This is a genomic window from Micromonospora aridisoli (assembly GCF_056150025.1).
The window spans coordinates 135,251-161,716 of the sequence record NZ_JAXCFK010000002.1 but is presented as its reverse complement, the minus strand read 5'-3'; the positions used below and the strand labels follow the sequence as shown (position 1 = coordinate 161,716).

Below are 26,466 nucleotides of genomic sequence, written 5' to 3'. Positions count from 1 at the left end.
GTCTCACTCCAATCTTACTGTGCGCAGGCGATAGAACCACCACTCGGCACCCCTTCGCAGCGGCTGAGATCTCCGTAGCGGGCCGAATCGTGCTGTCCGCGACTCCCCCTACACGCCAGGGCATGATCACCGAATCCGTCGCGTGACGGCGCTGCCGGGCCGGGCGCCGCACGATGGGTGGTACCGACCGGTACGACCTGGGACGGGCGAATCCGGTACCCCGGGTTGCCGGGGCGGCCTTGATCTTTCAACGTTGGAACCGGACGATCGACCCGATCCACTCGCCCGCCTTGAGAGGTGACACCAGATGGGGCTGGACAACGTCGCGGTTCAGTGGCCGCGGACCGGCCGCTTCTACGACCCGGTCGCACCGGCCGAGTTCGTCGATTTCGGCGACATCGTCGACGTGCCGGGGATCTCGGCGCCGACCGCCGCGCTCGCCGAGCTGATCGCGAAGACAGGCACGGTCCGGGCCACCGCGTACACGGAAGTGGTGGATCTGATCCTCGGACTGGACGGTGTGCTCTACGCCACAGACGCCGCCGCCGAGGATGAGGACCCGGTGATCGACCCGGACGGGTGCGGCTGGATCGCGGGTGGCATCGAGCGGTTCGTCGCCGCACACCGTCCGCACGGTGAGGCGGTCACCTTCGAGTCGGTGGGCACGGTGCTGCGTTCGCTGCTGGCCGACGGCCGCCTGGCCGAGCAGCAGCTGCGGTGGTTGGACAGCCGGCTGGACGCGTTGCGCGACGACAGTGGGGCCGCGCCGCAGTGGACCTTCACCTGCGCGGAGCTGAGCGTGTTGGCCGCCTTCTACCGGCGCTGTGCCGACAACGGCTTCGCCGTCTACGCCGAGTCGGCGGCGCCTCGCCGGGCGTCCCAGCCGTAGCGGAAGCCCGGCCTCGGGTCGGGTGCGGCGCGGACGGTCGATCAGCCGTAGGTGTCGCGAGGGCCCCGGCCGCGTACCCGGCGTGGGCCGCGCGACCAGGACGGGGCCGCAGGTCCGTGGATGTGCAGTTTGCGGACCACGTTGTGGCCGACCTCGCGGGCGATCTGCTGCAACAGTGAACCGGCGAGCAGGCGCAGCTGCGTCGCCCAGGCGGTGGAGCGGGCCTCGACGGTCAGCTCGCCGTTCTCCAGCTTCACGGGGCGGCTGTGCTGGGCCACCTCCGCACCGACCACCCGCTCCCACGCGCCGAAGACCGTCGCCTCCGCGGCGGGCTGCTGCCAACCTCGGGCCTTCACCAGCCGGTTGAGCACCGCGCCGAGGGGCTGCGGGTCGCGCGGGTCCGGTCCGGGGCCGGAGTAGCCGCGCAGGCGACGCTCGCCGTCACCGCCGCCGGTCGCGGCGCGGCGACGGGGACGGGCGGCCTCCCGCCGCGCCTTTGCCGCGTCCAGCACCGCGCGCGCCAGCTGCGGTCCGGAGACACCCTCGCCGTCGGCCGTCGCTGGCGCGGTGTCGCCGGCATCCGCCGGTGGTGGCCCAGCTGCCGGCTCCGCCGTGCGGCCGGCGGGTGGGTCGGTGCGGCCGGCGTCGCCGGTTCCACTCTTCTTGGCGGTACGCGCACCGCGTTCCCGGGCAAGGCCACGCGGCTGTCCGGGGGGTGTTCCGTCCGGACCGGGCCGGGGCGGCTCAACCGACACGGCGCACCGTCCCTTCCGTCACCTCGTACCGGGCGCCGCGGAGGGCGGCCGGCACGTCGTCGGCGACCGCACAGGTCACCAGCAGTTGACTGGCCCCGCCGACCAAATCGGCGAGCCGGTCCCGCCGACCGGCGTCCAGTTCGGCGAAGACGTCGTCGAGTATCAGCACCGGTTCGATGCCGTCGTCGCGGAGCAGGTCGTAGCCGGCCAGCCGGAGCGCGAGCGCGTACGACCACGATTCGCCGTGGCTGGCGTAGCCCTTGGCCGGCAGCGGGCCGAGGGTGAGGGTGAGCTCGTCGCGGTGCGGGCCGACCAGGGTGGTGCCCCGCTCGATCTCGGCGTTGCGGGACTCCACCAACGCGGTCGTGAGCACCTCCGCGAGGGCCTCGCGGTCGGTGGTGGGTTCGGTCAGGTCCACCGAGGGGCGGTACGCGATTCCCGCCGCGCCGCGCCCGGCGGCCACCGCGTCGTACGCCTTGGTCACGTGCGGGGCCAGAGCGGCGACCAGTTCCAGCCGCCCGGCGAGCAGTTCGGCGCCGTGCCGGGCCAGGTGGGTGTCCCAGACGGCCAGGGTGGACAGGTCACCGCCCCGCGATCCGCCGGTCTTTCGGGCGAGGTACGCGGTGCGCAGCAACGCGTTGCGTTGTTTGACGACCCGTTCATAGTCGGCACGCACCCCGGCGTAGCGGGGTTGGCGCAGCACCAGCAGGTCGTCGAGGTAGCGGCGGCGTTCTGCCGGGTCGCCCCGGACCAGCTCGAGGTCCTCCGGGGCGAAGAGCACGAGCCGCAGCGCACCCAACACGTCGCGGGCCCGGCGGGCCGGGGAACGGCCGAGCCGGGCCCGGTTGGCCTTGCCGGGGACGATCTCCAGCTCGACCAGGAGTTCCCGCCCGTCGTGGACCACGGCGCAGCGGATCACCGCGGCGGTGGCGCCCATCCGCACCAGCGGGGCGTCGGTGGCGACCCGGTGCGAGTCGAGGGTCGCGACGTAGCCCAACGCCTCGACCAGGTTGGTCTTGCCGACGCCGTTGGCGCCGATCAGGACGTTGGGCCCCGGTTCGAGGTCGACGCCGATCCGCTCGTACGAGCGGAAGTCGACCAGTTCGAGCCGGCGGACGTACACGGGTCGCGGTGCCGGTCAGCGCTTGCGTACGGCGTGCCCGCCGAACTGCTGACGCAGTGCGGAGACGGCCTTCAACGCCGGCGAGTCGTCCTGCCGGGAGGCGAACCGGGCGAAGAGCGAGGCGGTGATGACGTTCAGCGGCACGGCGAGCCGGACCGCCTCGTCGACCGTCCAGCGCCCCTCGCCGGTGTCCTCGGTGTAGTCGCTGAGCTGGGCCAGCTCGGGGTCCTCGTCGAGGGCCCGGTCGAGCAGGTCCAGGAGCCAGGAGCGGACCACGGTGCCCTCGCGCCAGGACTTGATCACGCCGGGCACGTTCGTCACCAGCTCGGAGGCGGACATCAGCTCGTAGCCCTCGGCGTAGGCGTGCATCAGGCCGTACTCGATGCCGTTGTGCACCATCTTGGCGTAGTGGCCGGCGCCGACCGGTCCGGCGTGCACGAAGCCGAATTCGCCCTCGGGCTTGAGCGCTTCGAAGATCGGCATGAGTCGTTCGACGTGTTCCTGAGCGCCGCCGACCATCAGGCCGTAGCCGTTCTGCCGGCCCCACACCCCGCCGGAGACCCCGACGTCGACGTAGCCGATGCCGCGTTCGTGCAGCCGCTCCGCCCGGGGGGCGTCCTCGGTGAACCGCGAGTTGCCGCCGTCGATGATGAGGTCACCCTCGTCGAGTACGGCGGCCACCTCGTCGATGGTGGCGTCGGTGACGCCGGCCGGCACCATCACCCATACCGCTCGCGGCGCCTCCAGCTTCTCGGCCAGCTCGGCCATGCTGGCTACATCGCTGCGCTCCAGGTTGTGGTCCAGACCGACCACCTCGTGACCGGCGGTGCGCAACCGTTCGCGCATGTTGCCGCCCATCCGGCCGAGCCCTACCAGGCCGAGCTGCATCTCTGGTGACCTTTCGTGGGTGCGGGTACGTGCGCTGCCGGTCAGCGGGACACGCGGATCGGCATGATGAGGTACCGGTACCCACCGATGAGCTCGCCATCCTCGCCGGCGGGGGAAATCACCGCGGGTTTGAAGGCGTCGACGAAGTGCAGTACGGCGAACTGGGTTCCGAGGTTGGAGAGCCCGTCGATGAGGTACTGCGGGTTGAATCCGATGGTCAGCGGCTCGCCGGTGAAGGTGGCCTCCATGGCCTCGCTGGCCCGGGCCTCCTCCGTGCCGCCGGCCTCCACCACCAGGCCGTCGGCGCTGAAGCTGAGCAGCACGGGGGTGGCCCGCTCGGCGACCAGGGCAACCCGCTTGACGACCTCGATCAGGGTGCTGACCGGCACCCGGGCCTCGGCGTTGTGGGTGCTGGGGAAGAGCGAGCGGACCGGCGGGTAGTTGGCACCGTCGAGCAGCCGGCTGGTGGTGCGCCGGGTGCCGCCGGAGAAGCCGATCATGCCTTCGCCGGCGGCACCCTGCGACAGCGCCAGGACGACCTGGCCGCCGAGGGGACCGAGGGTCTTGGCGGTGTCGTTGAGGGTCCGGGCGGGTACCAGAGCGTTCAGGCTGATCTCCGGGTCGTCCGGGTTCCACTCCATCTCGCGCAGGGCCAGTCGGTAGCGGTCGGTGGCGAGCATGGCCAGGTTGCCGCCGGAGAGCTCGACGCGGACGCCGGTCATCATCGGCAGCGTCTCGTCCCGGCTGGCGGCCACCGCCACCTGCGCGACCGCGGCGGCGAAGGCGGCCGCGTCGACGGTACCGGCGCTGGCCGGCATCTCTGGCAGGGTGGGGTAGTCCTCCACCGGCATGGTGGGCAGGGTGAACCGGGCGCTGCCACAGACCAGTTCGAGATGCGCCCCGACCGCGGCGATGTCGACCGGCTTGGCGGGCAACGCCTTGGTGATCTCGGCGAGCAGCCGCCCGGAGACCAGCGCGGCGCCGTCGGCGTCGCCCTGCACCTCCACGGTCACCTGGCTGCTGACCTCGTAATCGAAGCCGGAGACCTGCAGCCTGCCGTCGGTGACGCGCAGCAGCACACCGGCCAGCACCGGTACAGACGGCCGGTTGGGCAGGCTCTTCGCGGTCCAGGCCACGGCCTCGGCGAGCGCGTCGCGCTCCACTCGGAATTTCATCAATGCCTCCGCGTCGACGTCGACGTCGTCAACTCTCTCATGCCGGACGCTGCCCACCGACCCGCCTGGCGTGCGGGTACCCCTCGAACCTTAGGGCGCGAGGGTATCGGCTGTGTGCCCGACCCCGTGGATCGTGTCGCTGCTGACGGGGTCTGCCCGGCAGATGTCGACCGATCCACAGGAAGTCCAACGGTGATGATTGGTTTTTGTTCTTTCAGAAGAGATAACTCATCGTCTTCATCGCACCTGTGCAAACTGTGGAGAACCCGCGTATGGGCAGGTCAGACACGTTATCCACCGGTGGTTTCGCTGTGGATGGGCGGGGGTAAAACCCGGCCGGCGATCCACAGGCGGTCCCCGTGCACACGGTTGTCCACCGTCGTCCACCGGTTGTCCACCGGTAATCCACCGACTTTCTCCCCAGACCTGTGGATCGTGCCGGGCCTTCCTGCGGCCGTCATCCCCAGAACCTTCAACAGCTTGCCCACAGGCGACCGGTCGTCGGTGGACAACGTCGATCGTTGTCCCCAGCCGTCCACAGGGGTCCACAGCGTTGTCCCCAGGGTTTCTCCACAGCCTGTGGGTAACCGACTGTTGACGGCTCGTGGTCATCCACCGTCGGTGGACGACGAGCTGTGGACAACGATCGGCTTCCGGTCCGGACACGCCTCCGATGGTGTGGCCTGAACCTCATCGAGGGTCAACCGGTCGGATGCGAAAAGGGCCCGACCGTGACCGGTCGGACCCTCACCGTGAACGGCGTGGCGGCCGTACCCCTCAGGTGTTCTGCTTGATCCGGTTGGTCAGCTCGGCGATCTGGTTGTAGAGCGAGCGCCGCTCCGCCATCTGTTGACGGATCTTGCGGTCGGCGTGCATGACCGTGGTGTGGTCCCGTCCCCCGAAGGCCTGGCCGATCCGGGGCAGCGACAGGTCGGTCAGCTCGCGACACAGGTACATGGCGACCTGCCGGGCGTTGACCAGGACCCGCGAGCGGGAGTGTCCGCGCAGGTCCTCCAGGCTGACCCCGAAGTAGTCGGCGGTGGAGACCATGATCTGGTCGGCGGTGATCTCCGGTCCGGCACCGTCCGGGATGAAGTCCCGCAGCACCTCCTCGGCCAGCGACAGCTCCACGCTCGACCGGGTCAGGCTGGCGAAGGCGGTGACCCGGATCAGCGCCCCCTCCAGTTCACGGATCGAGTTCGACACCCGGGAGGCGATGAACTCCAGGACGTCCGGCGGGGCGTAGAGGCGTTCCTGGGCGGCCTTCTTCTGCAGGATCGCGATCCGGGTTTCCAGGTCCGGCGGCTGGATGTCGGCGAGCAGACCCCACTCGAAGCGGGTCCGTAGCCGGTCCTCCAGCGTCGCCAGCTGTTTGGGAGAACGGTCGGAGGTGATCACGATCTGCTTGTTGGCGTTGTGCAACGTGTTGAAGGTGTGGAAGAACTCCTCCTGGGTCCGCTCGCGGTTCTCCAGGAACTGGATGTCGTCGATCAACAGGATGTCGACGTCGCGGTAGCGGCGCTGGAAGGCGCTGGTCTTGTCGTCCCGCAGGGAGTTGATGAAGTCGTTGGTGAACTCCTCGGTCGAGACGTACCGGACCGAGCGGGCGTTGCCCAACGTCGTGGCGTAGTGGCCGATGGCGTGCAGCAGGTGGGTCTTGCCCAGTCCCGAACTGCCGTAGATGAACAGCGGGTTGTACGCCTTCGCCGGCGACTCGGCCACCGCCACGGACGCGGCGTGCGCGAAGCGGTTGGACGAGCCGATGACGAACGTCTCGAACATGTACTTCGGGTTGAGGCGGTTGCCGCCGCTGTCCGCACCGGTGGGCAGCCGCCGATCGTCCCGGCCGACCGGCCGGTGATCCGCGCCACTGCGACCGGGGCCGCTGTCCGTACCCCCGTCAGCGGGCATCGCCCGGATGACGTGCTGGTCGCGCGGGGAGACGCCGGGCTCACCGCCGTAGCGGGGCGCGAAGCCACGGGGGCCGTGTGCCGGTGGGTCCAGGTGGCCGGCCTGATCGGTGAAGCCCATCCGGTCCGGCGCCCGGTGGCCGCTGGTCTCCGCCGGGCGGGCGGGCTCGCCGAATCCGGCGCCGAAGAGGGTGTCCTGACCGCCTGCGACGCCGGGACCGGTCCGGGGAGCGTCGTCAGCGGGTGGTGTGTCCGACGGCGGGGGACGGTCGAAACGATCGGGGTGCGGCTGTTCGGGAATCAGCGGGAGCTGACGTCCGGCGTCCTGGCCCGGCGTGGGACCGGTCGTCCGGCCGTCGATCTCACCGGGCGCGTGGTCGACGGAGTCCGATTCCGGGGTGCTGCGGTAGACGGTGCCGGTGACCCGCCCGTCCTCGGGCACCCGGACGGTGACCGCGACCTGGACCGGCCGGCCCAGTCGGCGGGTGAGCGCCTCGGTGATGGCCGGGCGCAGCCGGGACTCGATCACGTCCCGGGTGAAGGCGTCCGGCACGGAGAGCAGGACGGTGTCCTCGACTATCGCCCGCAACCGGGTCAGCCGCAGGTACGCCCGCTGCTGCGCGGAGATGATCTCGTCGGCGAGGTCGTCTGTCGTCGCCGTCCACACCGCGGCAAGGTCGGTCGTACCGGCCACCGTCGTGCCACCCCCTCGCCTCTGCTCCCGGACGCCGCCGTCTCCCGGTGGCCCGTACCGTGCGGGCGAGATGACGCCACCCACCCGGTCGCCGCACCGGTCGTTCTCCACAAGTTATCCACAGCCTGTGTACCGACCGATTGTGGCCCCCGCCGGGCGCGGGTCGGACCTGCCCCCTGCCGTGGCCGGGCACTGAAGCGGGTTCACCGTGCCGAACGATTCACTACCGTGTCCGGTCTTGCCTGCCGGCGACATCGGCACAACTCCGACGCTGACCGCAATCGGGCACGGTAACAGCGTTGTCGCCGCGTCTTCAACCGCCGACGCACCTCGCTGCTGTCGGCATCTGTGAAAACCGCCGCATCGGTCGTCCTTCGCCCCAGCTCACCGCCCGAGTGGCCGGGTTTGACGCTGATTGCCCCCCGACCTAGGCTGGAGGGGCTGCTCTCACGCCCTCTGCTAGGGTGATGGGTGCTCGCTGCCCACGGTCGCTCATCGCACAGCCGAGGTCACGCACCGCCCGGGCAGCACCGATCGGGGCCACCGCAGCGGCGGCCCGGACCACCACGACCCGGCGATCCACTCGCCCGGGGCGTCCGACAACGGAGAGCCTGACGTGAGCAAGCGCACCTACCAGCCGAACAACCGCCGGCGCGCGAAGACCCACGGCTTCCGGCTGCGCATGCGCACCCGGGCCGGCCGCGCCATCATCTCGACCCGTCGCGCCAAGGGCCGCGCCCGCCTGTCGGCCTGAGGCCGGTCAGGTCCGCTCCGGAGGACGTGGCAGTCGTGCTGGCGACCGCCCAACGACTGCGGCGCAGCAGCGACTTCGCCGCAGCGGTTCGCGGTGGCCGTCGAGCCGGCCGTGGCGCGCTGGTCGTCCATCTGACCCTGCCGAGCACATCCGGATCTGACAACGAAGCGCCGAAGCCGGCGCGGGACGGCGCGGAGGCAGACTCCCCGCCGGTGTCCCGCGCCGGCTTCGTGGTTTCCAAGGCGGTGGGCCCCGCCGTGGTCCGGAACCGGGTCCGCCGCCGGTTGCGGCATCTGACCCGGGAACGACTCGTCGCTCTGCCGGCCGGCAGCACCCTTGTGGTACGCGCTCTGCCTGCCGCGGCCGATGCCACGTACCAACGGCTCGGTAGCGACCTGGACGAGGCGCTCGCGGCGACCCGGTCCGGCCGGGGACGGCGGTCCCGGTGATCGCCGAGCAGACGCCGTCCCGCCCGGCCACCACGGGTGCCCGGGTGCTGATGGTGCCCATCGTCGCGTACCGTCGGTGGATAAGTCCGGCGTTGCCGGCCCGCTGTCGGTTCTACCCGTCGTGTAGTGCCTACGCCCTGGAGGCGGTGGCGCGGCACGGCGCGCTCCGGGGAGCCGGTCTGACGGTCCGGCGGCTGTCGCGCTGCCACCCATTCCATCCTGGTGGATACGACCCGGTGCCGGAGCCGGGCGGCCGCCGACCTGCCGACGTGACTGGAGCCTGAGAATTGAGTCTCGACTGGATCTACTACGCGATCTCGTGGATCCTGCTGGCCTGGCATTCGGCCTGGGAGGCCGTCGGGATCTCGGACGCCGCGGTCCTCGGCACCAACTGGGCGTGGATCCTCGCCATCGTCTTCCTGGTGGTCACGGTCCGGGTCATCCTGTTCCCGGTCTTCGTGAAGCAGATCAAGTCGCAGCGGGCGATGCAGGCGCTCCAGCCGCAGGTGAAGGCCCTCCAGGAGAAGCACAAGGGTGACCGGGAGACGCTCCAGAAGGAGATGATGGAGCTCTACCGGAAGGAAAAGGCCAACCCGCTCATGGGCTGCCTTCCGATGTTCCTCCAGATCCCGGTCTTCCTCGGCCTCTTCCACGTGCTGCGTCGACTCAACCCGGATCGCGGTGAGGCCGCCAAGACGCTGTACGGGTGGACCGTCGGCCAGTTCGACAGCGCCGCCACCGCCACGCTCTTCACCGCCCCCATCGCCGGCAAGTTCGGGTCCACCGCGGAGGAACTGGCCCGGCTCGGTGCCAACGGCACGACGGTCAAGATCATGGCCGGTGTGCTGGTGCTGGTGATGATGGGCACCACGTACCTCACCAGCCGCCAGATGATCCTCAAGACGGGCTGGGCGGAGGACCCGCAGCAGCGCATGATCCAGCGCCTGATGCTCTACGGCATCCCGCTGTCCCTGCTGATCTCCGGCGCCATCTTCCCGATCGGTGTGATCATCTACTGGGTCACCAACAACCTGTTCACCCTCGGCCAGCAGCAGTGGGTGCTCCGCAAGTTCCCGCCGCCGGTGACCGCGACCAGCGCCAAGACGGGCACCTCGGGGCGTAACGGGACGCAGCCGGCCAAGACCGGCGGGCTCTTCGGCCGGAGCAAGCCGGCCGCCGTGCCGCCGCCCCCGGCCGCGCCGAAGGTCGCCGGGCCGAAGCCGGGCGCCAAGCCGGCCAACCCGAAGAAGGGCCGCCCCGCCAAGCGGCAGGGCTGAATCGTCCGGGCCGCCGCCGGTTCCCCGGCGGCGGCCCGTCGCGCACCGTGCAGCCGCCAGATGGCAGGCGCCGGAGCGCGAAGCGCCACGCGAGTGGTGGTAGACGGGCGAGACTGCCCCTACAGACGTGCCCGTGGGCACCGGCGACGTCCCGCCGGCCGCGGGAAACCAGCGGACCCGAGGTCCGGCCGAGCGAGTACGGAGATGACACCGTGACCGACACCAGCATCCCCCGCGCCGAACAGCCCCTGGACGACGAGGAGCCGACCGCGGCGGCTCCGGTCGAGGGCGAGCCGGAGGAGACCGACGCCGAAGCGGCGCCGAGCAAGGCAGCCGGCGAGAGCGACCTGTTCCGGCAGAGCGAGATCGCGGCCGACTACGTCGAGGGGCTGCTCGACATCCTCGACTACGACGGCGACATCGACGAACTGGTGTCGGGCGGACGGCCGGTGGTCGAGGTCGTCGGCGGTCGCCTGCAGAACCTGGTCGGCCAGCGCGGTGCCACCCTCGAGGCGCTCCAGGAACTGGCCCGGCTCGCGGTGTTCCGGCAGACCGGTTCACCGAGTCGTCTGCTGCTCGACGTGGGCGGGTACCGGGCCAACCGGCGCAAGGAACTCGCGGCGGTCGCCCGCAACGCCGTCGAGAAGGTCAAGGAGCACGGTGAGCCGGTGCGGCTGGAGCCGATGTCGGCCTTCGAGCGCAAGTGCGTCCACGACGTGGTCAATGCGATCGACGGGGTGGAGAGCGAGTCCGAGGGCGTCGAGCCCAGCCGGCGCATCGTCGTGCGTCCCGCGGACTGACGAATGACGCGAGACGACGCCAGCGGCGTTGCGGCTTCCGGCCCGGGTGGTACGCCACCCGGGCCGCCGGCTGTTCCGCCTCGGCCCACCGTGGCGGTCCTGCCCCCCGAACTGGCCGAGGCGGCTGGCCGGCTCTTCGGCGTACGCCTCGACCTCGCGGCAGCGTACGCCGAGCTGCTCGCCACCGACGGGGTGGTGCGGGGGCTGATCGGCCCACGCGAGACGCCCCGCATCTGGGACCGCCACCTGTTGAACTGCGCGGCGGTGGCCGAGCTGATCCCGTCCGGCGCTTCCGTGCTGGACGTCGGGTCGGGTGCCGGGCTTCCCGGTCTCGTGCTCGCCATCGCGCGTCCCGACCTGGCCGTGACGCTCATCGAGCCGCTGGCCCGCCGCACCGTGTTCCTGGAGGAGGCGGTGGAGGAGCTCGGCCTGACCAGCTCCGTGCGGGTGTTCCGCGGTCGGGCCGAGGAGGCGGCCGCCGGGCCGGACGCCCTGCACGGTGACGTGGTCACCGCCCGAGCGGTGGCGCCACTGGACCGACTGGCCGGCTGGTGCCTGCCCCTGGCCGCGTCCGGTGGCCGACTGCTCGCGCTGAAGGGAGCCTCGGCGGCCGAGGAGATCGCCGAGCACGCCGAGGCGGTGCACCGACTGGGCGGTGGAACGCCCGTGCTGCACCGGTGCGGTGCGGGAGTGGTGGAACCGCCGACCATCGTGGTCGAGATCGTCCGCGAGCGGGCCGTAGGCCCGACGCCTCGGACGTCGTCGAGGAAGACACGCTCCCGCCGGCGGTGAGCCGAATCGCCCGACCACCTCGCTATTTTCAGGCTGACCCGCCGGGTTGAACGGTTCCCGCCTGCGGCCGAACCGACTCGGTTCGGCCGGCGCGTTATCAACCCGACGTGGACCGGCCGCGCCCGTGCGCCGTAGGCTGGCCGCGCGTCGATAGTGTGGAGCGGGCGGCGATGGATCTCCCTTCGGGGCCCGGCCGCTCCCGCCGGGCGGTACCTCTGCGGACAGCGCGCGAGTGGCCCGGTTTGACGGGTGCGGACCGACCATCCGAAGCGGGCAGGGATGACAGGTGCATGACGACGGCAGGTACGACGATCCGCGCGTGACCGGGTCAGGGGATGACCCGGTTTCACGTGAAACCGAATATCCGAACTGGCGACCCTCAGAGGTGCAGCACTCATCGGAACCCGGCCGGAATGCGCCGACGTCGGGTGCTCCGTGGTCGGCCAGCGGCGAGGGGCGCGACGGCATGGACGCGAGCGGCCGGCCGGCCAACGCCTCCCCCGACGCGCGGGTGATTCCGATCCGACGGAACACCTCGGCATCCGCTCGCTTCGAAGCGGCATCGGCCCACCCCGCGGCCTCCGGGGTGGTGCCGGATCCCCGGCCGGCTTCCGACACGCCCACGCCTCAGGCCGGGTCCTACGACCCAGCCGCAACCGAGGCCGCGTACGTTTCACGTGAAACCCCGACGCGCGAAGAGGATGACCCACCGTTGGCTATGGAGGCGATGCGCGCCGTGCAGATCCTGAATCCCAGTGGCGAGGTGACCATGCCTCGTCCGGAACGGACCCGGGTCATGTGCGTCGCGAACCAGAAGGGCGGCGTGGGTAAGACCACGACCACGGTCAACCTCGCGGTGGCACTCGCCCTGCACGGCAACCGGGTGCTCGTGATCGACCTGGACCCGCAAGGCAACGCCTCGACGGGCCTGAACGTGCCGCACCACACCGGCGTGCCGGACGTGTACGACTGCCTGATCAACAGCGTGCCGCTGGAGGATGTGACCCAGGCGGTCGAGGGCATCCCCAACCTCTGGTGTGTGCCGGCCACCATCGACCTCGCCGGCGCGGAGATCGAGCTGGTTTCCGTGGTGGCCCGCGAGTCACGCCTGGACCGGGCCATCACCGCCTACCCCGGCCACTTCGACTACGTCTTCATCGACTGCCCGCCCTCCCTCGGCCTGCTGACCGTCAACGCGTTGGTGGCCGCCCAGGAGGTGCTGATCCCCATCCAGTGCGAGTACTACGCGCTCGAAGGGCTCAACCAGCTCATCAACAACATCAACCTGGTTCGCCAGCACCTCAACCCGCGGCTTGAGGTCTCCACGATCCTGCTCACCATGTACGACCGGCGTACCCGGCTTGCCGACGCGGTCGAGCAGGATGTCCGGAACCACTTCGGGGACAAGGTGCTCCAGGCCGTGATTCCGCGTAACGTGCGGGTCTCCGAGGCGCCCAGCTACGGCCAGTCGGTGATGACCTACGATCCCGGTTCGCGGGGTGCGACGAGCTACTTCGAGGCCGCGCAGGAGATCGCGGAGCGGGGCGTCAAGGAGCCGGTGGGCCGGAATGCGTAGTGCGGACGAGGCGCTGGGAGGCGTGGCATGAAGAACCGTCCACGGGGCGGTCTGGGGCGGGGCCTGGGAGCGCTCATTCCGACCGGTCCGGCGCAGGACGCCAGCGTCGCAGCTGGCGTCGGTGCGCCGACGGCCGGAGCGAGCGGGTCGCCATCCGTCGCGCCACCGGTCGCGGTGCCGACGCTCGCGCCCGCACCGGATCATGGGTCGGCACTCAGCCCGGTCCCCGGCGCGCGCTTCGCCGAGATCCCGGTCGACTCGATCGTGCCCAACCCGAAGCAGCCTCGGCAGGTCTTCGACGAGGAAGCCCTTGAGGAACTGAAGACCTCCATCCAGGAGGTCGGCTTTCTCCAGCCGATCGTGGTGCGACAGCTCGACGGCGAGAAGTTCGAACTCGTCATGGGTGAGCGGCGGTGGCGAGCCGCGCAGGCGGTCGGCCGGGAGAACATCCCGGCGATCGTGCGCGACACCCGGGACGACGCCATGCTGCGGGACGCGCTGCTGGAGAACATCCACCGGGCGAACCTCAACCCGCTGGAGGAGGCGGCCGCCTACCAGCAGCTGCTGGAGGAGTTCGGGGCCACCCACGAGGAACTCGCCCGGCGCATCGGCCGCAGCCGCCCGCAGATCTCGAACACCATCCGGCTGCTGAACCTGCCGGCACCGGTACAGCGGCGCGTCGCGGCCGGTGTGCTCTCCGCCGGACATGCCCGGGCGCTGCTGAGCCTGGAGGATACGGAGACCCAGGAGCAGTTGGCGCTGCGGATCGTCGCCGAGGGTCTGTCAGTACGGGCGACCGAGGAGATCGTCGCGCTCGCCCTCAGCGAAGGACCGGGTAAGAAGGAATCGGCGAAGCGCCGACCCAAGCCGCACGCGCCGGCACTGAACGATCTCGCCGACCGCCTCTCCGACCGATTCGACACCCGCGTGAAGGTCGACATCGGGCGGAGCAAGGGCAAGATCACAATCGAGTTCGCCACCGTCGACGACCTTGAGCGGATCGTCGGCATCATCGGAGTCGAACGCGAAGAGCCGGAAGACTGATCCCCAGACCAACGGCCGACTCCTCACGACCGGAGGAGTCGGCCGTTTCGTCTGTGTAGGCCCCTGCCCGCTCTCAGCCGACTGCTAGGCCGCGTTTTATACGACCGTGCCCGGCGCGCCAGACCCAGACGGCGACCAGCGGCGTGGAGGTTCGTCCGGATAGAACCGAGCCTTAAGAAACGCGGCCTGGTCCGGTGCCCGATGCCCGGTACGTCGAACGTCAGTGGACCGTCGCCCCCCGTGGTCTGCGGCCCCCGAGGAAGCCCGGTTGTCGGAGGCAGTCGTGGCGGATCCGAATTCGCCCGGGCGGGCGGTGCGCCTCGTCGTGGACATCCGGGTTGCGTATGTCGGCTTGTCGAGCCGCGCTGGTGGCCCGACGTGCCGCAACCCGCCAGGTGTCGGGCAGGCGGGAGGAGGTCCACCACTGGCGAGGTCTTACCGACGCCGTCGATAACCAACCGCCCCGTTTCACGTGAAACAAGCCATCGCGGGTAGGTGACCCTTCCCGCACCGAGCGGGGTACGACCCGGGCGCGCCGGCCGTTGGCGTTGGAGGCTGTCGCGTGGCGCCAGCACCGCCAGCACCGCCAGCACCGCCGGCTGCGGCAGCCTCGGCACGGAGCAGGGCACCTCGTGTTCGCTGCCGGCCCCCTCAAGCGATGTCAGAACCAGGCTTCGCTTGGTGCTGGCCGCCCGGCTCCGCCGGAAGTACCGAGGCGCGGTGGACAACCGCCGGCACACCGGTCGGCAACCCATGACGCGCCGCCGTTGCCGTTTCACGTGAAACGGCAACGCTCTCCCGGCGACCGGCGACCGGCGACCGGCGACCGGCGACCGGGCAGCGGGGCGTGGCCAGACGACCGGCGACCGCGCGGCGAGGGCGGGCGATTGTGAGGGGTGATGCAGATTGGCACGGCGATGGCGAACGGTGACGAGCGACCGGGTCACGGTCTGCTCGACGTTATCCACACCGGTTGTCCACAGGCTCACATCGTTTCACGTGAAACAGGGCTCGAAAGCCCTTGTCGAACCAGCATCGCGGCGTGCGCGAGCCTATCCGCCAGCCTGTGGATAACTCTGGGGAGAACGATCTGACGCTCCTTGTCCCGCCATCCGAGCGTCACCGGGAGACGAAGGTGATTCGGGTAGGGACACGAGTCCCGGACTCGGTTAGGGTCAGCGTCGTGCACGACACCCCTCCCTCAATCCCGGACTTCACCCAGTGGCCGTCCTTCCCCTTCGAAGGCGAGCTCCGGGTCAAGCAACTCGCCGATCCGGTTCCGGTCGAGCCGCCCCGCAAGGGTGAGGCTCACCGAGAATGCACCGCCTGCCTGGCACCCGACGAGGCCTACATCTGGGTCGGCGAACGGTGGCGTGTGCGAGCCATGGACCGGCCGACAGGTCTGCCCATGGTCCTCATCCTGGAGTCGCGGTCGCACCTCGACCTCGGCGACCTACCGAACCTCCTCGCCGCCGAGCTGGGGGTGATGACGGTACGGCTCGAAAAGGCCATCCGCTCGCTGGACGGGGTGGCTCGAGTGCATGTCAACCGTTGGGGAGACGGGTCCGCCCATCTCCACATGTGGTTCCTCGCTCGGCCGTACGGGCGGCTCCAGCTTCGTGGGACCTTCCTGTCGCTGTGGGACTCGATCCTGCCGCCCATCTCCGAGGAGAAGTGGCGGGAGAACCTCGCCCTCGTTGCCGCCTGGCTGGCCGAGTTCGGCGGGCGACCGCTTGCCGAGCCACCCCGCATCCAGTGGCAGGCACCGTCCAGCCTGGCTGCTCAGTCGGCCACGCCGGCCGACCCGAAACCGACCGACGGCGGGTCGCTTCTGGACGTCATCGGCGAGACGGCCGAGCCGCCCGACGTACCAGGCGGCGGCCTGGACTCCCAGCCGCCGGAAGCGTCGACAACGCCGCCGCCGGACACGGATCCGGTACCGGAACGGGTGGCCGACGATGCGCAGGAGCATCCGGCGGCGAACGTGTCCGAGGTGCCCCGCCCTGAATCGACGAAACAGCTGGCTCCCGGCACGCCGGAACCGCACGCCGACGCCACCGGCCAGGCCGACCTCACCGGCCGAGCCGATGCCAGCGACCAGGCCGATGCCACGGGCCGGGCCGGCAGCGGTACCACCGACCAGGCCGACAGGATCAACGCCGGCAGCGTCGACACCACCGACAGCGCTGACACCGCGGGCGGAACCGCTAGCACCGATCCAGGCGGCCGCGTCGACACCACCGACAGCGTCCGGACGGCGGATGAGGTGGAAGCGGTAGCGGCTCCGACGAGCGAAGGGTCGCAACCGGGCACACCGCCCAGGGACGGTACGACGTCTCCCGGTGGACCCGGGCGGTAAGGAGTCGGCTCAGCACGCCCACCGATCGGCGACGGGAAGGATCGGTGGGCAGGCGTCCGATCGCGGACGCTGATCCGCGGTCAGCAGCGCGGCGGATGGCCGGTACGGGCGACCGGGCTTCGCTGTCCAGCGACCTGGTCGATCGTGAGCGCGGCCGCGGCAGTCAGCGAGTTGCGGCGCGGGTGACCATCGTGCCGAGGATGCGACCGAAGTCGAGGCCGGCGGCCTGTACCGCGAGTGGCAGCAGCGAGGTCTCGGTCATTCCCGGTGAGACGTTGACCTCGAGTACATGCGGTTGACCCGTCGAGTCGACGATCAGATCGACTCGGCTGAGGTCACGCAGGCCGAGAGCGTTGTGGGCGGCCAGGGCGACCTGAGCCACCGACTCAGCGACCGCTGGCTCCAGGCGGGCCGGAGTGTGCCAGGTGGTCCGGCCGGCGGTGTAGCGGGCCGCATAGTCGTACAGGCCGTTGCGGGGCACGATCTCCACCGCCGGTAGCGCCTGCGGGCCGTCACCCAGGTCGACGACGGAGACCGCCACGTCCATGCCGGGAACGTATCGCTCGACGAGTGCCGTCGAGTCGTACGCGAAACAGCCGACCATGGCGGCCGGCAGCGAGGCCGCGTCCCGGACCACGGCGGCGCCCAGGCCGGAGCCGCCCTGGGCGGGCTTCACCATGAGCGGCAGCCCCAACCGGTCGACGATGCGGTCCAGTACGGCCACCGCGCCGAGTTCGCTGAACCTGTCGTGCGGCAGCGCGACCCAGTCGGGGGTGGCGATGCCGGCCTCACGCAGTACCGCCTTCGCCGACGGCTTGTCCCACGCGAGGCGGGAGGCCCGAGCGTCACATCCGACGTACGGCACGCCACACAGGTCGAGGACGCCGCGCAGCGACCCGTCCTCGCCGGTGGCGCCGTGCAGGGCGATCACCACGGCGTCGGGCGGGTCCGCGGTCAGTGCCGGCAGCAGGGCCACGTCGGCGTCGCGCAGCTCGGCCTGCACCCCGACGGCCCGCAGCGCGTCGAGTACCCGGCGGCCGGAGCGTAACGACACGTCACGCTCGTACGACAGACCGCCGGCGAGCACGAGCACGTGCAGATCGGTGGTCTCGGGCCCCGACACGGCGGGTTCTTCGGCAGCGGTGACACCCATGCCGGGCATCATGCCAAGTCTGGTCCCGGCGCGTCCCAGCCGGCCCGGCCTCGCCGGGCACCCGGCCCACTGACCGCCCCGAACACCCGCCGCATGGCGATGTCCTGCTCCATCACTCCGGCCAGCCGACGGACGCCCTCACGGATCCGCTCCGGTGGCGGGAACGAGAAGTTGAGTCGGATGTGACCGTTGCCGCTGCCGTCGGCGTAGAAGCCGGTACCGGGCACGTACGCCACCCGCGCGGCGATGGCCCGGGGCATCATCGCCTTGGAGTCGAGCCCGTCGGGGAGCGTGGCCCAGACGAACAGCCCGCCGCCGGGCGTGGTCCACCGGGTGCCGGCCGGCATCAGGTCCTCCAGGGCGGTGAGCATCGCGTCCCGCCGCTCCCGGTAGACCTCCCGGTAGACCTTCAACTGCTCGCGCCACGGCATGGTGCCGAGGTAGGTGCTGACGGCGGCCTGCGCGTACGCGCTGGGGCAGAGGATCTGCGCCTCGCTGGCGATCACGAGCTTGTCGCGTACGGCGTGCGGCGCGAGGATCCAGCCGACCCGCAGCCCGGGGGCGAACGTCTTGGAGAACGTGCTCAGGTAGAAGACGCCGTCGCGGCGGCGTGCGCGCAACGGCGCGGGTGCCTCACGCTCGAAACCCAACTGGCCGTACGGGTCGTCCTCGACCACCAGCAGGCCGGCGCGTTCGCAGATGTCGAGGACCTGATCGCGGCGCTGATCGGTCAGGGTCACCCCGGTCGGGTTCTGGAAGGTCGGGATGGTGTACAGGAACTTGACCCGTCGTCCCGCCCGGGCCTGCTCCGCGATCGCGAGTTCCAGCGCCTCCGGGAGCAGGCCGTCCTCGTCCATGGGCACGTGTACGACCTGTGCCTGGGCGGCCTGGAACACTCCGAGCGCACCGACGTACGTCGGCCCCTCGGCGAGCACCACGTCACCCGGGTCCAGGAAGAGACGGGCCACCAGGTCCAACGCCTGCTGCCCGCCGACGGTCACCACGACGTCCTCCGGCGAGGCGCCGCAGGCGGCGTCGATGCCGGAGAGGGCCATCACCTCGCAGATCCGCTCCCGCAGTTCCAGGGTGCCCTGACCGATGCCGTACTGCAGGGTCGTGGTGCCGTGCTCGGCACCGAGCCGGCCGAGCATCTCACCGACGGCGTCGAGTGGGAGCGCGGCGATGTACGGCGCGCCACCGGCGAGCGAGACCACCTCCGGCCGGCTGGCGACCGCGAAGAGCGCCCTGATCTCCGACGCGGTCATCCCCCGCACCCGGCGGGCGTACCGGTCGGTGTAGTCGTCGAGTGTCGTGCCGGTCATCACATCACCCCGATGGCTGCTCGGACGGCTCCGGTCCGGATACCCCGGACAACGGCGACCATGGCGGTACGGCGCGCCGAGTGTCGATCCTAGCCGCCGGGCACCGCGCGACGCGTCCTCCATTTCCCCCACGTCCACATGGCGGACCGGCGACCGACACCCCTGAGGTGGACGTTTGCCCTTAGGCTCCCGTGCCGCCGATCGGCGGCGTACGATCGCTCGTCGGGGGCAGGAACACGGCGGTGCCGTCCGGGCCGCTCAGGCGGCGGTGCCGTGCGGGCCGGTCCCACCTCCGAGCCTAGTGTGGGGAAGCGTCAATGTCGCGACGTCTGGTCAGTCTGACCCTGGACACCCTGGAGGACCTGCCCCGCCCCTGTCGGCAGTGCGTCTACTGGGAACTTGATCCGGTTTCCGCGGACCGCGCCTGCGCCGCCGGTGACCCCGGGCTGGAGAAGGAGGCGTGGGTCTCGCAGACCCTGCTGGAGTGGGGTTCCTGCGGCAAGCTGATCTACGTCGACGGCATGCCGGCCGGTTTCGTCATGTACGCCCCGCCGGCCTACGTCCCCCGTTCGATGGCCTTTCCGACCTCGCCGGTCTCCGCCGACGCGGCGCTGCTGATGACCGCGAACGTGGTGCCCGCGTTCTCCGGCGGTGGCCTCGGTCGGATGCTGGTGCAGGGGGTGGCCCGCGATCTGACCAAGCGGGGGATCAAGGCGATCGAGGCGTTCGGCGACGCGAAGTTCGGCGACTCCGCCGACCCGGGCGGGGCCTGCGTGGCCCCCGCGGACTTCTTCCTTTCGGTGGGCTTCAAGACGGTTCGTCCGCATCCGCGGTTTCCCCGGCTGCGGCTGGAGTTGCGGACGGCGTTGAGCTGGAAGTCCGACGTCGAGTACGCGCTGGAGAAGCTGCTCGGCTCGATGAGCCCGGAGTCACTGCTGCGACCGGTCCGGCCGACACCGGCCACCCGCTCCACCGCCGGCTGAGCCGGTCCGACGGGCTGCTCAGTCGACCACCGTGCCGGCGGCCACCGCCGCGCGCAGCTCGCTCACGTCGATCGAGCCGGTCGGTACGTCCCGTTCGATCGGCAGGTACATCCGCTGCACCGCGGCCACCATCGCCTCGACCAGCGTGTCCCGGAATCGGGGGGCGATCAACCGTTCCCGGTCGCTCGGCGAGGTGAGGTAGCCGACCTCGACGCGTACCGCCGGCATTCGGGTGATCCGGAGCAGATCCCACGCCTTGGCGTGGGTACGGCAGTCCCGCAGCCCGGTGCGCGCGACGATCTCCCGCTGGACCAGCCCGGCCAGCCGCTCACCGGTCGCGGAGGTCACCCCGTTGTCGGTGCCGTAGTGGTACGTCGCCACCCCCTCGGCCAGCGGGTTGGCGTGGCCGTCGGTGTGCAGCGAGATGAACACGTCCGCGCCGAGCGAGTTGGCCAGCTGCGCCCGGTCGATGTCGGGCAGGCAGGTCTCCGGCGACGGCCCCCGGGTGAGCTGAACCCGTACGCCGGACGCGGCGAGGCGCCCCTCCAGTCGGCTGGCCAGATCGTGCATCAGATCCGCCTCGGTCCAGCGCAGCGGGCCGTCCGCCACCACGACGCCGGGGTCGGAGCCACCGTGGCCCGGGTCGATCACCACGGTCCGGCCGACCAGGGTCGGGCCGGACTGCCGGATGGCATCCGACTCGCGCAACCACTGCGGCCGACCGCCGACCACCTTGCGGCCCAGCCGGCGCAGGGCGCTCATCGTGTGCGGGCCACAGGTGCCGTCGGGAATGAGCCCCACCTCACGCTGGAACTGGGCTACCGCTCGGGAGGTGCGGATGCCGTAGATGGCGTCGGCCCGGCCGGTGTCGTACCCCATCTCCAGCAGCCGTTCCTGAAGGGAGCGGACATCCTCGCCGGTGAGCGGGACGGGCACCGCGTGGTAGAGGGTGCGGGCGCCCAGGCGCCAGCGGGCGGCGTCGAGGGCCCGCCAGGTCTCGGCGCCGACCCGTCCGTCGACGCTGAGGCCCCGTGACTGCTGGAACGCGCGGACGGCGTGTTCGGTGGCCGAGTCGAACTCGTCACTGTGTGGGCCGGTCGCCTTCGACAGCAGGTCGAGGCCGGTCAGCACCGCACGGATCTCGGTCACTGCGGGTCCCCGGTCACCGGGACGGATCGGACGCACGCACGACCCCCTCTGCACGGTCGGTGGCTGCCGGGCCCGGACGTGCGAGCGCCGTCGGCCGGGACCAGGTGCTCACCGGCGTCCGGCGGCCCCGGTTCGAGGTTATGCGCTGGGCGATCCGAAGGGGTGGTGGGCGGCGAAAAACGCGTCGACCCCGTGCCGGTGGGCCCGGCACGGGGTCGACGGCGAACGTCGTCCTGGGGTCAGAGCGCCGATTCGATCAGCTTGACCAGTTCGCCCTTGGGCTTGGCACCGGCGATCGACTGGACCGGCTCACCGTTCTTGAACACGGTGAGGGTCGGCACCGACATCACGCGGTACGTCCGGGCGGTCTCCGGGTTCTCGTCGATGTTGAGCTTGACGATGCTGACCTGGTCGCCCATCTCGCCGGCGATCTCCTCCAGCAGCGGCGACACCTTGCGGCACGGCCCGCACCATTCAGCCCAGAAATCCACCAGGACCGGCTTGTCGGACTTCAGCACGTCCGCGGCGAAGCTCGCGTCGGTGACCGACTTCGTTGCTCCCACTGTTGACCCTCCTATTGTCAGTCGCTCTTGGGCAGCGTGGCGATGAAGCGTTCCGCGTCCAGGGCGGCCGCGCAGCCGGTCCCGGCCGCGGTGATCGCCTGCCGGTACGTGTGGTCGACCAGATCACCAGCGGCGAAGACACCGGGGACGCTGGTCCGGGTGCTCGGGGCCTGCACCTTCACGTACCCCTCGTCGTCCAGTTCCACCTGCCCGCGGAACAGTTCGCTGCGCGGGTCGTGGCCGATCGCCACGAACACGCCGGTGACGTCGAGCACCTTGACCTCGCCGGTGTGAACGTTGCGCACCCGTACGCCGGAGACCTTGCCGTCGGCGCCGAGCACCTCCTCCACCACGGTGTTCCACTCGACCTTGATCTTGTCGTTGCCCAGCGCCCGCTCGGCCATGATCTTGCTTGCCCGGAACGAGTCCCGGCGGTGAATGATCGTCACCGAGTCGGCGAAGCGGGTCAGGAAGCTGGCCTCCTCCATCGCCGAATCGCCGCCACCGACGACCACGATGTGCTGGTTGCGGAAGAAGAAGCCGTCGCAGGTGGCGCAGGACGAAACGCCGTGACCGAGATACTCCTGCTCACCGGGCACACCGAGCGGGCGCCAGGCGGAGCCGGTGGCGAGGATCACAGCTCGGGCCCGGTACGCGGTCTCGCCGACCCAGATGGTGCTCACCGTGCCGGGGTGACCGGTGTCGGTCAGTTCGACCCGGGTGACGTCGTCGGTCAGGAACTCCGCACCGAACCGCTCGGCCTGCTTGCGCATGTTGTCCATCAGTTCGGGACCGAGGATGCCGTCCGCGAAACCGGGGAAGTTCTCCACCTCGGTGGTGGTCATCAGTGCGCCGCCGGACTGCACGCCCTCGATCACCAGCGGCTTGAGGTTGGCACGCGCCGCGTAGACCGCCGCCGTGTATCCGGCCGGCCCGGAGCCGATGATGACCAGGTTGCGGACCTCGTCCACTGCCGTCTCCCAATCGTGTTGACTGTCGTCACCGGCGTCCGGGCCGATGGCGATCCGAGTGCCGACGCGGCGGCAACTGATGTGCAGAACGTCATCGTACGAAGCGGGAATTCCCGAGCCGGTCATCCGGTGGGTCAGGTCACGTGGACGGTCAAACGTCCGGCGACCGCGGAATCACCCTACCCGCGTACGGTAACGGGCGTCCGAGCCGGACCCGGGTACACCACACTCTGGGCCGCTGGCCCACGCCCAGTCGGTGCCGGTGGCATCGGTGAAGCGGACGACCAGCGCCGGAAGGCCCTGGAAGCGGGCGTAGTCGATGACGTTGAAGACCAGTGCGCCGCCGCCGTGCTCGGCACTGATCTCGGCGAGGCAGGCGCTCAGCGCCGTCTGGTCACCGAGCCGGGCCAGATCCCCCGGGCCGGGCAGCCGCTCCTGGTTCTGCGCGCCGATCCCGGGATCACCACTGCTGGAGAACTGTCTGATCGTCGGCATCGAGCGGGCCAGGGCTTCCGGGGTGTAGTCGGTGTCACTGCGCTGCGGGGGGCCGATGACCCGGAACGGCTCGCCGGCCGCGGCGGAGGCGCGTTCCGGTCCCGACTCGGTGGCGTCCTGACCTGCGGTGCCCTGCGGGTAGCCGTACGGCATCGCGGGGCTGGCGACCCGGTCGTTGAAGGCGATGTCGCCCCCCGCGTCATCGCCCTGGTTCGGCCTGGTCAGCTGGAGTGCGCCCAACCCGACCACCGCGACGGTGGCGAGTGCGACCGGGCCGGCCACCCGCGCCCAGCGACGCCGTCGCTGACCCGGTCGGGACGAGGCGGTCCGGTCCTGTCCCGGCCGTAGCGGACCGCCGGGTCGGCGAGCGCCGCCGAGCGGCTGGGCCGGTACGAGCGCGACCTTCCCGCCGGTCGACTCCGACCCCGCACCGGTGGCCAGGTCCTCGTCGGCGGCCGGACCTCCGGTCGCCACCGCCGACGTGACCTTCTCGCCATCCGCTGGGGAGGCGACGACCTCGGTGGGCAGCCCGGCGAGGGCGGCGCTGATCCGGTCCGCGATCTCCGGCGGTAGCTCCGGCGTCAGTTCACCCCAGCCGGCCAGCTCGGCCCGGACGCCGTCGACGGCCGGCGCGAGCAGCGCGTGGGCCCGGGCCCAGGCCGGGTCCTGCGCGACCAGTCGGGCGATCTCAGCGTGCTCGGCGGTGCCGTCCAGCGCGCCGCCGAGGTAGTCGGCGAGCAGGTCGTGGTCGACCCCGCTGAACTCCCCGGTGCTCACGCTTCCTCCTGCTGTCTGGCGGCCGGCCGGGACCGCCCCGACCCCGATCGGACGTCGGATGACGCTTTCGGGTTCCCTCCGGTGACCTCCGGCACGCTCGGCCCGTCGGCCGCGACCCCGATGCCGGGTCGTAGGTGCCCGAGCATCACCGCCAGTCGGGCCCGACCCCGGGCGCAGCGGCTCTTGATCGTCCCCTCGGCGACCCCGAGGATCCGCGCGACCTCGGCGACCGGGTAGCCCTGCACGTCCACCAGAATGAGTGCGGCACGCTGTTCCAGCGGCAACGCGGCCAGGGCGTCCCGGACGACCATCGCGGTGTCGTGATCGCGCACCGGCGCGGCCGGCTCCACCCCACCGGTGCCCGGCCCGTCCTCCGGACCGCGGCCGCCGTCGGGCAGCGGCACGGTCGGGTGGGCCTGGCGGCGCCGGATCCGATCGAGGCAGGCGTTGACCACGATCCGGTGCAGCCAGGTGGTGACCGCCGAGTCACCGCGGAACCGGTCGGCCGCACGATGGGCGGACAGCAGCGCGTCCTGGAGGGCGTCCGCCGCCTCCTCACGGTCGCCGAGCGTACGGAGGGCAACCGCCCAGAGCCGGTCTCGATGGCGGCGGAACAGCTCACCGAACGCGTCCCGGTCCCCGGCGACGTGAGCGCGCAGCAGATCGAGGTCGCTGACCGTGCCGTCCACGGAAGCCGCGCCCGTGTGGTTGCGCCCGGCGTCGCGTACCTCCATCACCCGACCCGGTGGCTGCCGCCGTGGCGGTGTCTCATGACCCCTGGACCGTGATTTCCTGGACGCCGACCTTGAAGCCGTTGTTGTTCGACGGCAGCTCCGTGATCCAGAACAGCAGGTAACGATACTTCTGGTCGGCGTCGAAGCCGTCGAAGGTCATCGTGGTGCCGTCGTGCTCCTCGAAGGGCTGACCGATCTTGTTCTTGAGGTACTCGGTGAGGATCTGCTCGTCGCCGGACTTGGACGACGGCGCGTCGATCGTGCCGGTCAGCAACTCCGCCGAGGCGCCGGTGCCGGAGAGGTTGACCTGCACCGACTTGACCGTCCGTTCGGCACCGAGGTCGATCCAGACGCCCATGCCCCGCTTGAAGTTGCCGAAGTTGCTCTGCTGGTAGGTCTCTGTCGACCAGCCCTCGTCCTGGTTGCCGTCGAAGACCTTCTCGGCGTCGCGGACCTCGCTGCGGTTGCGGCTGTCCGGGTCGATGATCCGGGCAGCGCTGATCTTGAGGTTGCGGACCGTGGGCGTCGCCGGCTCCTCGCTCACCGGGGGGGCCGACGTCGGCGCGGCAACCGGATTGGTCTGCGGATCGTCGTCGTCGCCGAGCGCGCTGATCCCGATGAGGAGCCCGACCAGGGCGACCACCAACAGACCGGCGATGCCCAGGGCGACCTTGCGTCCGCCGGCCGCGGCCAGTGGCGACGGTTCGTCGCCGGTCTCGCCGGCGAACCGCAGCGGACCGCTGTTGTCGAGGTAGTCGTCGTCGGGTACGTCGAGCCGGGCCAGCTCCGCCGCCAGGACGTCCGACGAGGGTGGGGCGATCCCGGCGTCGAGCAGATCCATGGTCAGGTCGTCCAGGTAGGCCGGCACACCGGCCCGGACCTGACGGGGTGCCGCCACCGTGCCGCTTGCGTCACGTACGGCGTCGGGAATGGCCGCCCGGCCGTGCCCGGCGGTGGCACCGCGCAGTGGCGCCTCGGCGTGCGGCCAGTAGCCGGTCATCGCGAAGTAGAGGATGCCGCCGACGGCCCGGACGTCGCTCTCCTGGCTGTCGTCACCGTCGGTGCGGGCATCCGCGAGAACCACCCGGCCGTCATCACTGATCATCACCGTGCCGGGGTGCACGTTGCCGTGCACCATCCCGGTGGCGTGCACAGCGGCCAGGGCACTGGCGACGGCATTACCGACGGCGGTCGCCCGGGCCGCGTCCAGCGGCCCGTCGGAGACCAGATCCCGCAGGGACTGTCCGTCGACCCACTCGCGCACCACGTAGGCGCGTTCGGCCTCGTCGATGGCGTCGTACACCCCGACCAGATTGGGGTGGACGACGCGGCTGGCGGCGACGGCGGCCTGGAGCATCTCGGTGGCGGACTCACCGCCCGGGTAGCGCATGACCACCGCGACGGGCCGGCGTAGCACCACGTCGACCCCGCGCCAGACCAGCCGGCCCGCGCTGTCGTTGTTGATGTGCTCGACCAGTTCGTAACGTTCGGCGAGGATCTCACCGGCCGTCGGAGCACCGAAGGTCATGACCGGCGGAGTGGTCTCGTCCGCGTCCTGACCCTCGCCGACCTGGGTCACCCGTCCTCCCTCGGTGATCGTGTCGATCGATGGACCCGCGCTGCTGGGCATCTGCTTCCCGCTCCGCCTTCTTCTGGTACCGGCCGGCCGGTCGCAGCGTGGTGCCGCGCGCCGGTGTCTGCCGTACCCGTCGAGAGCGACCTTACCCGGGTTGGCCCGCTCCCCGACATGTCATCTTCCTGCCGTGCGGTGACAGCGGCGTCAGCAGTCGACGGACTCGTCCCGTTACCACCGTTGTCGGCCACGTTGCTGGTA

At 70.9% G+C, this 26,466-nt stretch carries 23 protein-coding genes and 1 pseudogene; 11 read left to right on the top strand and 13 right to left on the bottom strand.

Translation table 11 applies throughout. From position 1 onward, the window contains the following. Nucleotides 1-307 precede the first annotated feature (307 nt). Entirely contained in the window at nt 308-889 is a 582-nt protein-coding gene (locus SM447_RS04195; RefSeq protein WP_474571387.1) for a hypothetical protein, read from the top strand. A 41-nt stretch (nt 890-930) separates the two neighbouring features. Here the strand turns inward: SM447_RS04195 and SM447_RS04190 are convergent, their stop codons facing one another. The 5 genes from SM447_RS04190 to dnaA form a co-directional block, all read right to left on the bottom strand. Then, entirely contained in the window at nt 931-1,644 is a 714-nt protein-coding gene (locus SM447_RS04190; protein WP_474571386.1) for a DciA family protein, read from the bottom strand. Beyond that, nucleotides 1,634-2,767 (bottom strand): DNA replication/repair protein RecF, encoded by a 1,134-nt coding sequence (gene recF / locus SM447_RS04185; protein ID WP_474571385.1) that lies wholly within the window; start codon nt 2,765-2,767, stop codon nt 1,634-1,636. Before recF ends, SM447_RS04190 begins: the two co-directional genes overlap by 11 nt. Before the next feature lie 15 nt (nt 2,768-2,782). Beyond that, entirely contained in the window at nt 2,783-3,655 is an 873-nt protein-coding gene (gene gnd, locus SM447_RS04180; protein WP_474571384.1) for a phosphogluconate dehydrogenase (NAD(+)-dependent, decarboxylating), read from the bottom strand. Between the two features lie 41 nt (nt 3,656-3,696). Next, nucleotides 3,697-4,830 carry a DNA polymerase III subunit beta gene (dnaN, locus tag SM447_RS04175; protein WP_474571383.1) on the bottom strand — a complete coding sequence of 378 codons (1,134 nt, stop codon included), beginning with the start codon at nt 4,828-4,830 and terminating at the stop codon, nt 3,697-3,699. 777 nt (nt 4,831-5,607) lie between these two features. Continuing rightward, nucleotides 5,608-7,407 (bottom strand): chromosomal replication initiator protein DnaA, encoded by a 1,800-nt coding sequence (gene dnaA, locus SM447_RS04170; RefSeq protein WP_474571883.1) that lies wholly within the window; start codon nt 7,405-7,407, stop codon nt 5,608-5,610. 643 nt (nt 7,408-8,050) lie between these two features. On the opposite strand from dnaA, the gene rpmH reads away from it, so the two are divergent. The 9 genes and pseudogenes from rpmH to SM447_RS04125 all read left to right on the top strand — a co-directional run. Next, the gene (gene rpmH, locus SM447_RS04165; protein WP_013736606.1) at nt 8,051-8,188 is read left to right on the top strand and encodes a 50S ribosomal protein L34; all 138 of its coding nucleotides are present in this window, start codon (nt 8,051-8,053) and stop codon (nt 8,186-8,188) included. A gap of 35 nt (nt 8,189-8,223) precedes the next feature. Further along, nucleotides 8,224-8,637 (top strand): ribonuclease P protein component, encoded by a 414-nt coding sequence (rnpA, locus tag SM447_RS04160; protein ID WP_474571882.1) that lies wholly within the window; start codon nt 8,224-8,226, stop codon nt 8,635-8,637. Between the two features lie 50 nt (nt 8,638-8,687). Continuing rightward, on the top strand, nt 8,688-8,921 hold the full coding sequence (gene yidD / locus SM447_RS04155; protein ID WP_474571881.1) for a membrane protein insertion efficiency factor YidD: 234 nt from the start codon (nt 8,688-8,690) through the stop codon (nt 8,919-8,921). A 3-nt stretch (nt 8,922-8,924) separates the two neighbouring features. Then, on the top strand, nt 8,925-9,914 hold the full coding sequence (gene yidC, locus SM447_RS04150) for a membrane protein insertase YidC (protein WP_474571382.1): 990 nt from the start codon (nt 8,925-8,927) through the stop codon (nt 9,912-9,914). Between the two features lie 212 nt (nt 9,915-10,126). Next, the gene (locus SM447_RS04145; protein ID WP_474571381.1) at nt 10,127-10,714 is read left to right on the top strand and encodes a Jag family protein; all 588 of its coding nucleotides are present in this window, start codon (nt 10,127-10,129) and stop codon (nt 10,712-10,714) included. A gap of 3 nt (nt 10,715-10,717) precedes the next feature. Further along, nucleotides 10,718-11,506: a 16S rRNA (guanine(527)-N(7))-methyltransferase RsmG gene (gene rsmG, locus SM447_RS04140; protein ID WP_474571380.1), complete on the top strand. Its 789-nt coding sequence runs from the start codon at nt 10,718-10,720 to the stop codon at nt 11,504-11,506. 286 nt (nt 11,507-11,792) lie between these two features. Beyond that, entirely contained in the window at nt 11,793-13,082 is a 1,290-nt protein-coding gene (locus tag SM447_RS04135; protein ID WP_474571379.1) for a ParA family protein, read from the top strand. A 27-nt stretch (nt 13,083-13,109) separates the two neighbouring features. Further along, complete coding sequence (locus tag SM447_RS04130) at nt 13,110-14,126, top strand: ParB/RepB/Spo0J family partition protein (RefSeq protein WP_474571378.1); 1,017 nt, start codon at nt 13,110-13,112, stop codon at nt 14,124-14,126. A 1,183-nt stretch (nt 14,127-15,309) separates the two neighbouring features. Then, nucleotides 15,310-15,910 (top strand): annotated as a pseudogene (locus SM447_RS04125) (hypothetical protein); the annotation flags it as partial. A gap of 738 nt (nt 15,911-16,648) precedes the next feature. Here the strand turns inward: SM447_RS04125 and SM447_RS04120 are convergent. Further along, entirely contained in the window at nt 16,649-17,638 is a 990-nt protein-coding gene (locus tag SM447_RS04120; RefSeq protein ID WP_474571377.1) for a D-alanine--D-alanine ligase family protein, read from the bottom strand. An 8-nt stretch (nt 17,639-17,646) separates the two neighbouring features. Then, the gene (locus SM447_RS04115) at nt 17,647-18,960 is read right to left on the bottom strand and encodes an aminotransferase-like domain-containing protein (protein WP_474571376.1); all 1,314 of its coding nucleotides are present in this window, start codon (nt 18,958-18,960) and stop codon (nt 17,647-17,649) included. A gap of 317 nt (nt 18,961-19,277) precedes the next feature. Here SM447_RS04115 and SM447_RS04110 point away from each other — a divergent pair, with 317 nt between their 5' ends. Beyond that, nucleotides 19,278-19,943, top strand: a complete 666-nt coding sequence (locus tag SM447_RS04110; protein ID WP_099848413.1) for a GNAT family N-acetyltransferase — start codon at nt 19,278-19,280, stop codon at nt 19,941-19,943. Nucleotides 19,944-19,961: 18 nt separating this feature from the next. On the opposite strand, the gene SM447_RS04105 is transcribed toward SM447_RS04110, so the two are convergent. The 6 genes from SM447_RS04105 to SM447_RS04080 all read right to left on the bottom strand — a co-directional run bounded on the left by SM447_RS04105 (nt 19,962) and on the right by SM447_RS04080 (nt 26,262). Then, nucleotides 19,962-21,128: an N-acetylmuramoyl-L-alanine amidase gene (locus SM447_RS04105; RefSeq protein WP_474571375.1), complete on the bottom strand. Its 1,167-nt coding sequence runs from the start codon at nt 21,126-21,128 to the stop codon at nt 19,962-19,964. Between the two features lie 203 nt (nt 21,129-21,331). Beyond that, nucleotides 21,332-21,655 carry a thioredoxin gene (gene trxA, locus SM447_RS04100; RefSeq protein ID WP_164448776.1) on the bottom strand — a complete coding sequence of 108 codons (324 nt, stop codon included), beginning with the start codon at nt 21,653-21,655 and terminating at the stop codon, nt 21,332-21,334. A 17-nt stretch (nt 21,656-21,672) separates the two neighbouring features. Next, nucleotides 21,673-22,626 (bottom strand): thioredoxin-disulfide reductase, encoded by a 954-nt coding sequence (gene trxB / locus SM447_RS04095; protein ID WP_474571374.1) that lies wholly within the window; start codon nt 22,624-22,626, stop codon nt 21,673-21,675. A 174-nt stretch (nt 22,627-22,800) separates the two neighbouring features. Beyond that, nucleotides 22,801-23,898 carry a hypothetical protein gene (locus SM447_RS04090; protein WP_474571373.1) on the bottom strand — a complete coding sequence of 366 codons (1,098 nt, stop codon included), beginning with the start codon at nt 23,896-23,898 and terminating at the stop codon, nt 22,801-22,803. Continuing rightward, the gene (gene sigM / locus SM447_RS04085) at nt 23,895-24,632 is read right to left on the bottom strand and encodes an RNA polymerase sigma factor SigM (RefSeq protein ID WP_474571372.1); all 738 of its coding nucleotides are present in this window, start codon (nt 24,630-24,632) and stop codon (nt 23,895-23,897) included. The genes SM447_RS04090 and sigM overlap by 4 nt, the downstream gene beginning before the upstream one ends. Nucleotides 24,633-24,666: 34 nt before the next feature. Then, complete coding sequence (locus tag SM447_RS04080; RefSeq protein WP_474571371.1) at nt 24,667-26,262, bottom strand: protein kinase family protein; 1,596 nt, start codon at nt 26,260-26,262, stop codon at nt 24,667-24,669. Between the last annotated feature and the right edge of the window lie 204 nt (nt 26,263-26,466).

Bases quoted from the DNA above. Each gene is read 5' to 3' on its own strand.
- SM447_RS04195 (WP_474571387.1), top strand. From the start codon at position 308: ATGGGGCTGGACAACGTCGCGGTTCAGTGGCCGCGGACCGGCCGCTTC.
- gnd (WP_474571384.1), bottom strand. From the start codon at position 3,655: ATGCAGCTCGGCCTGGTAGGGCTCGGCCGGATGGGCGGCAACATGCGC.
- dnaN (WP_474571383.1), bottom strand. From the start codon at position 4,830: ATGAAATTCCGAGTGGAGCGCGACGCGCTCGCCGAGGCCGTGGCCTGG.
- yidD (WP_474571881.1), top strand. From the start codon at position 8,688: ATGGTGCCCATCGTCGCGTACCGTCGGTGGATAAGTCCGGCGTTGCCG.
- rsmG (WP_474571380.1), top strand. From the start codon at position 10,718: ATGACGCGAGACGACGCCAGCGGCGTTGCGGCTTCCGGCCCGGGTGGT.
- SM447_RS04130 (WP_474571378.1), top strand. From the start codon at position 13,110: ATGAAGAACCGTCCACGGGGCGGTCTGGGGCGGGGCCTGGGAGCGCTC.
- SM447_RS04120 (WP_474571377.1), bottom strand. From the start codon at position 17,638: ATGGGTGTCACCGCTGCCGAAGAACCCGCCGTGTCGGGGCCCGAGACC.
- SM447_RS04115 (WP_474571376.1), bottom strand. From the start codon at position 18,960: ATGACCGGCACGACACTCGACGACTACACCGACCGGTACGCCCGCCGG.
- SM447_RS04110 (WP_099848413.1), top strand. From the start codon at position 19,278: ATGTCGCGACGTCTGGTCAGTCTGACCCTGGACACCCTGGAGGACCTG.
- sigM (WP_474571372.1), bottom strand. From the start codon at position 24,632: ATGGAGGTACGCGACGCCGGGCGCAACCACACGGGCGCGGCTTCCGTG.
- SM447_RS04080 (WP_474571371.1), bottom strand. From the start codon at position 26,262: ATGCCCAGCAGCGCGGGTCCATCGATCGACACGATCACCGAGGGAGGA.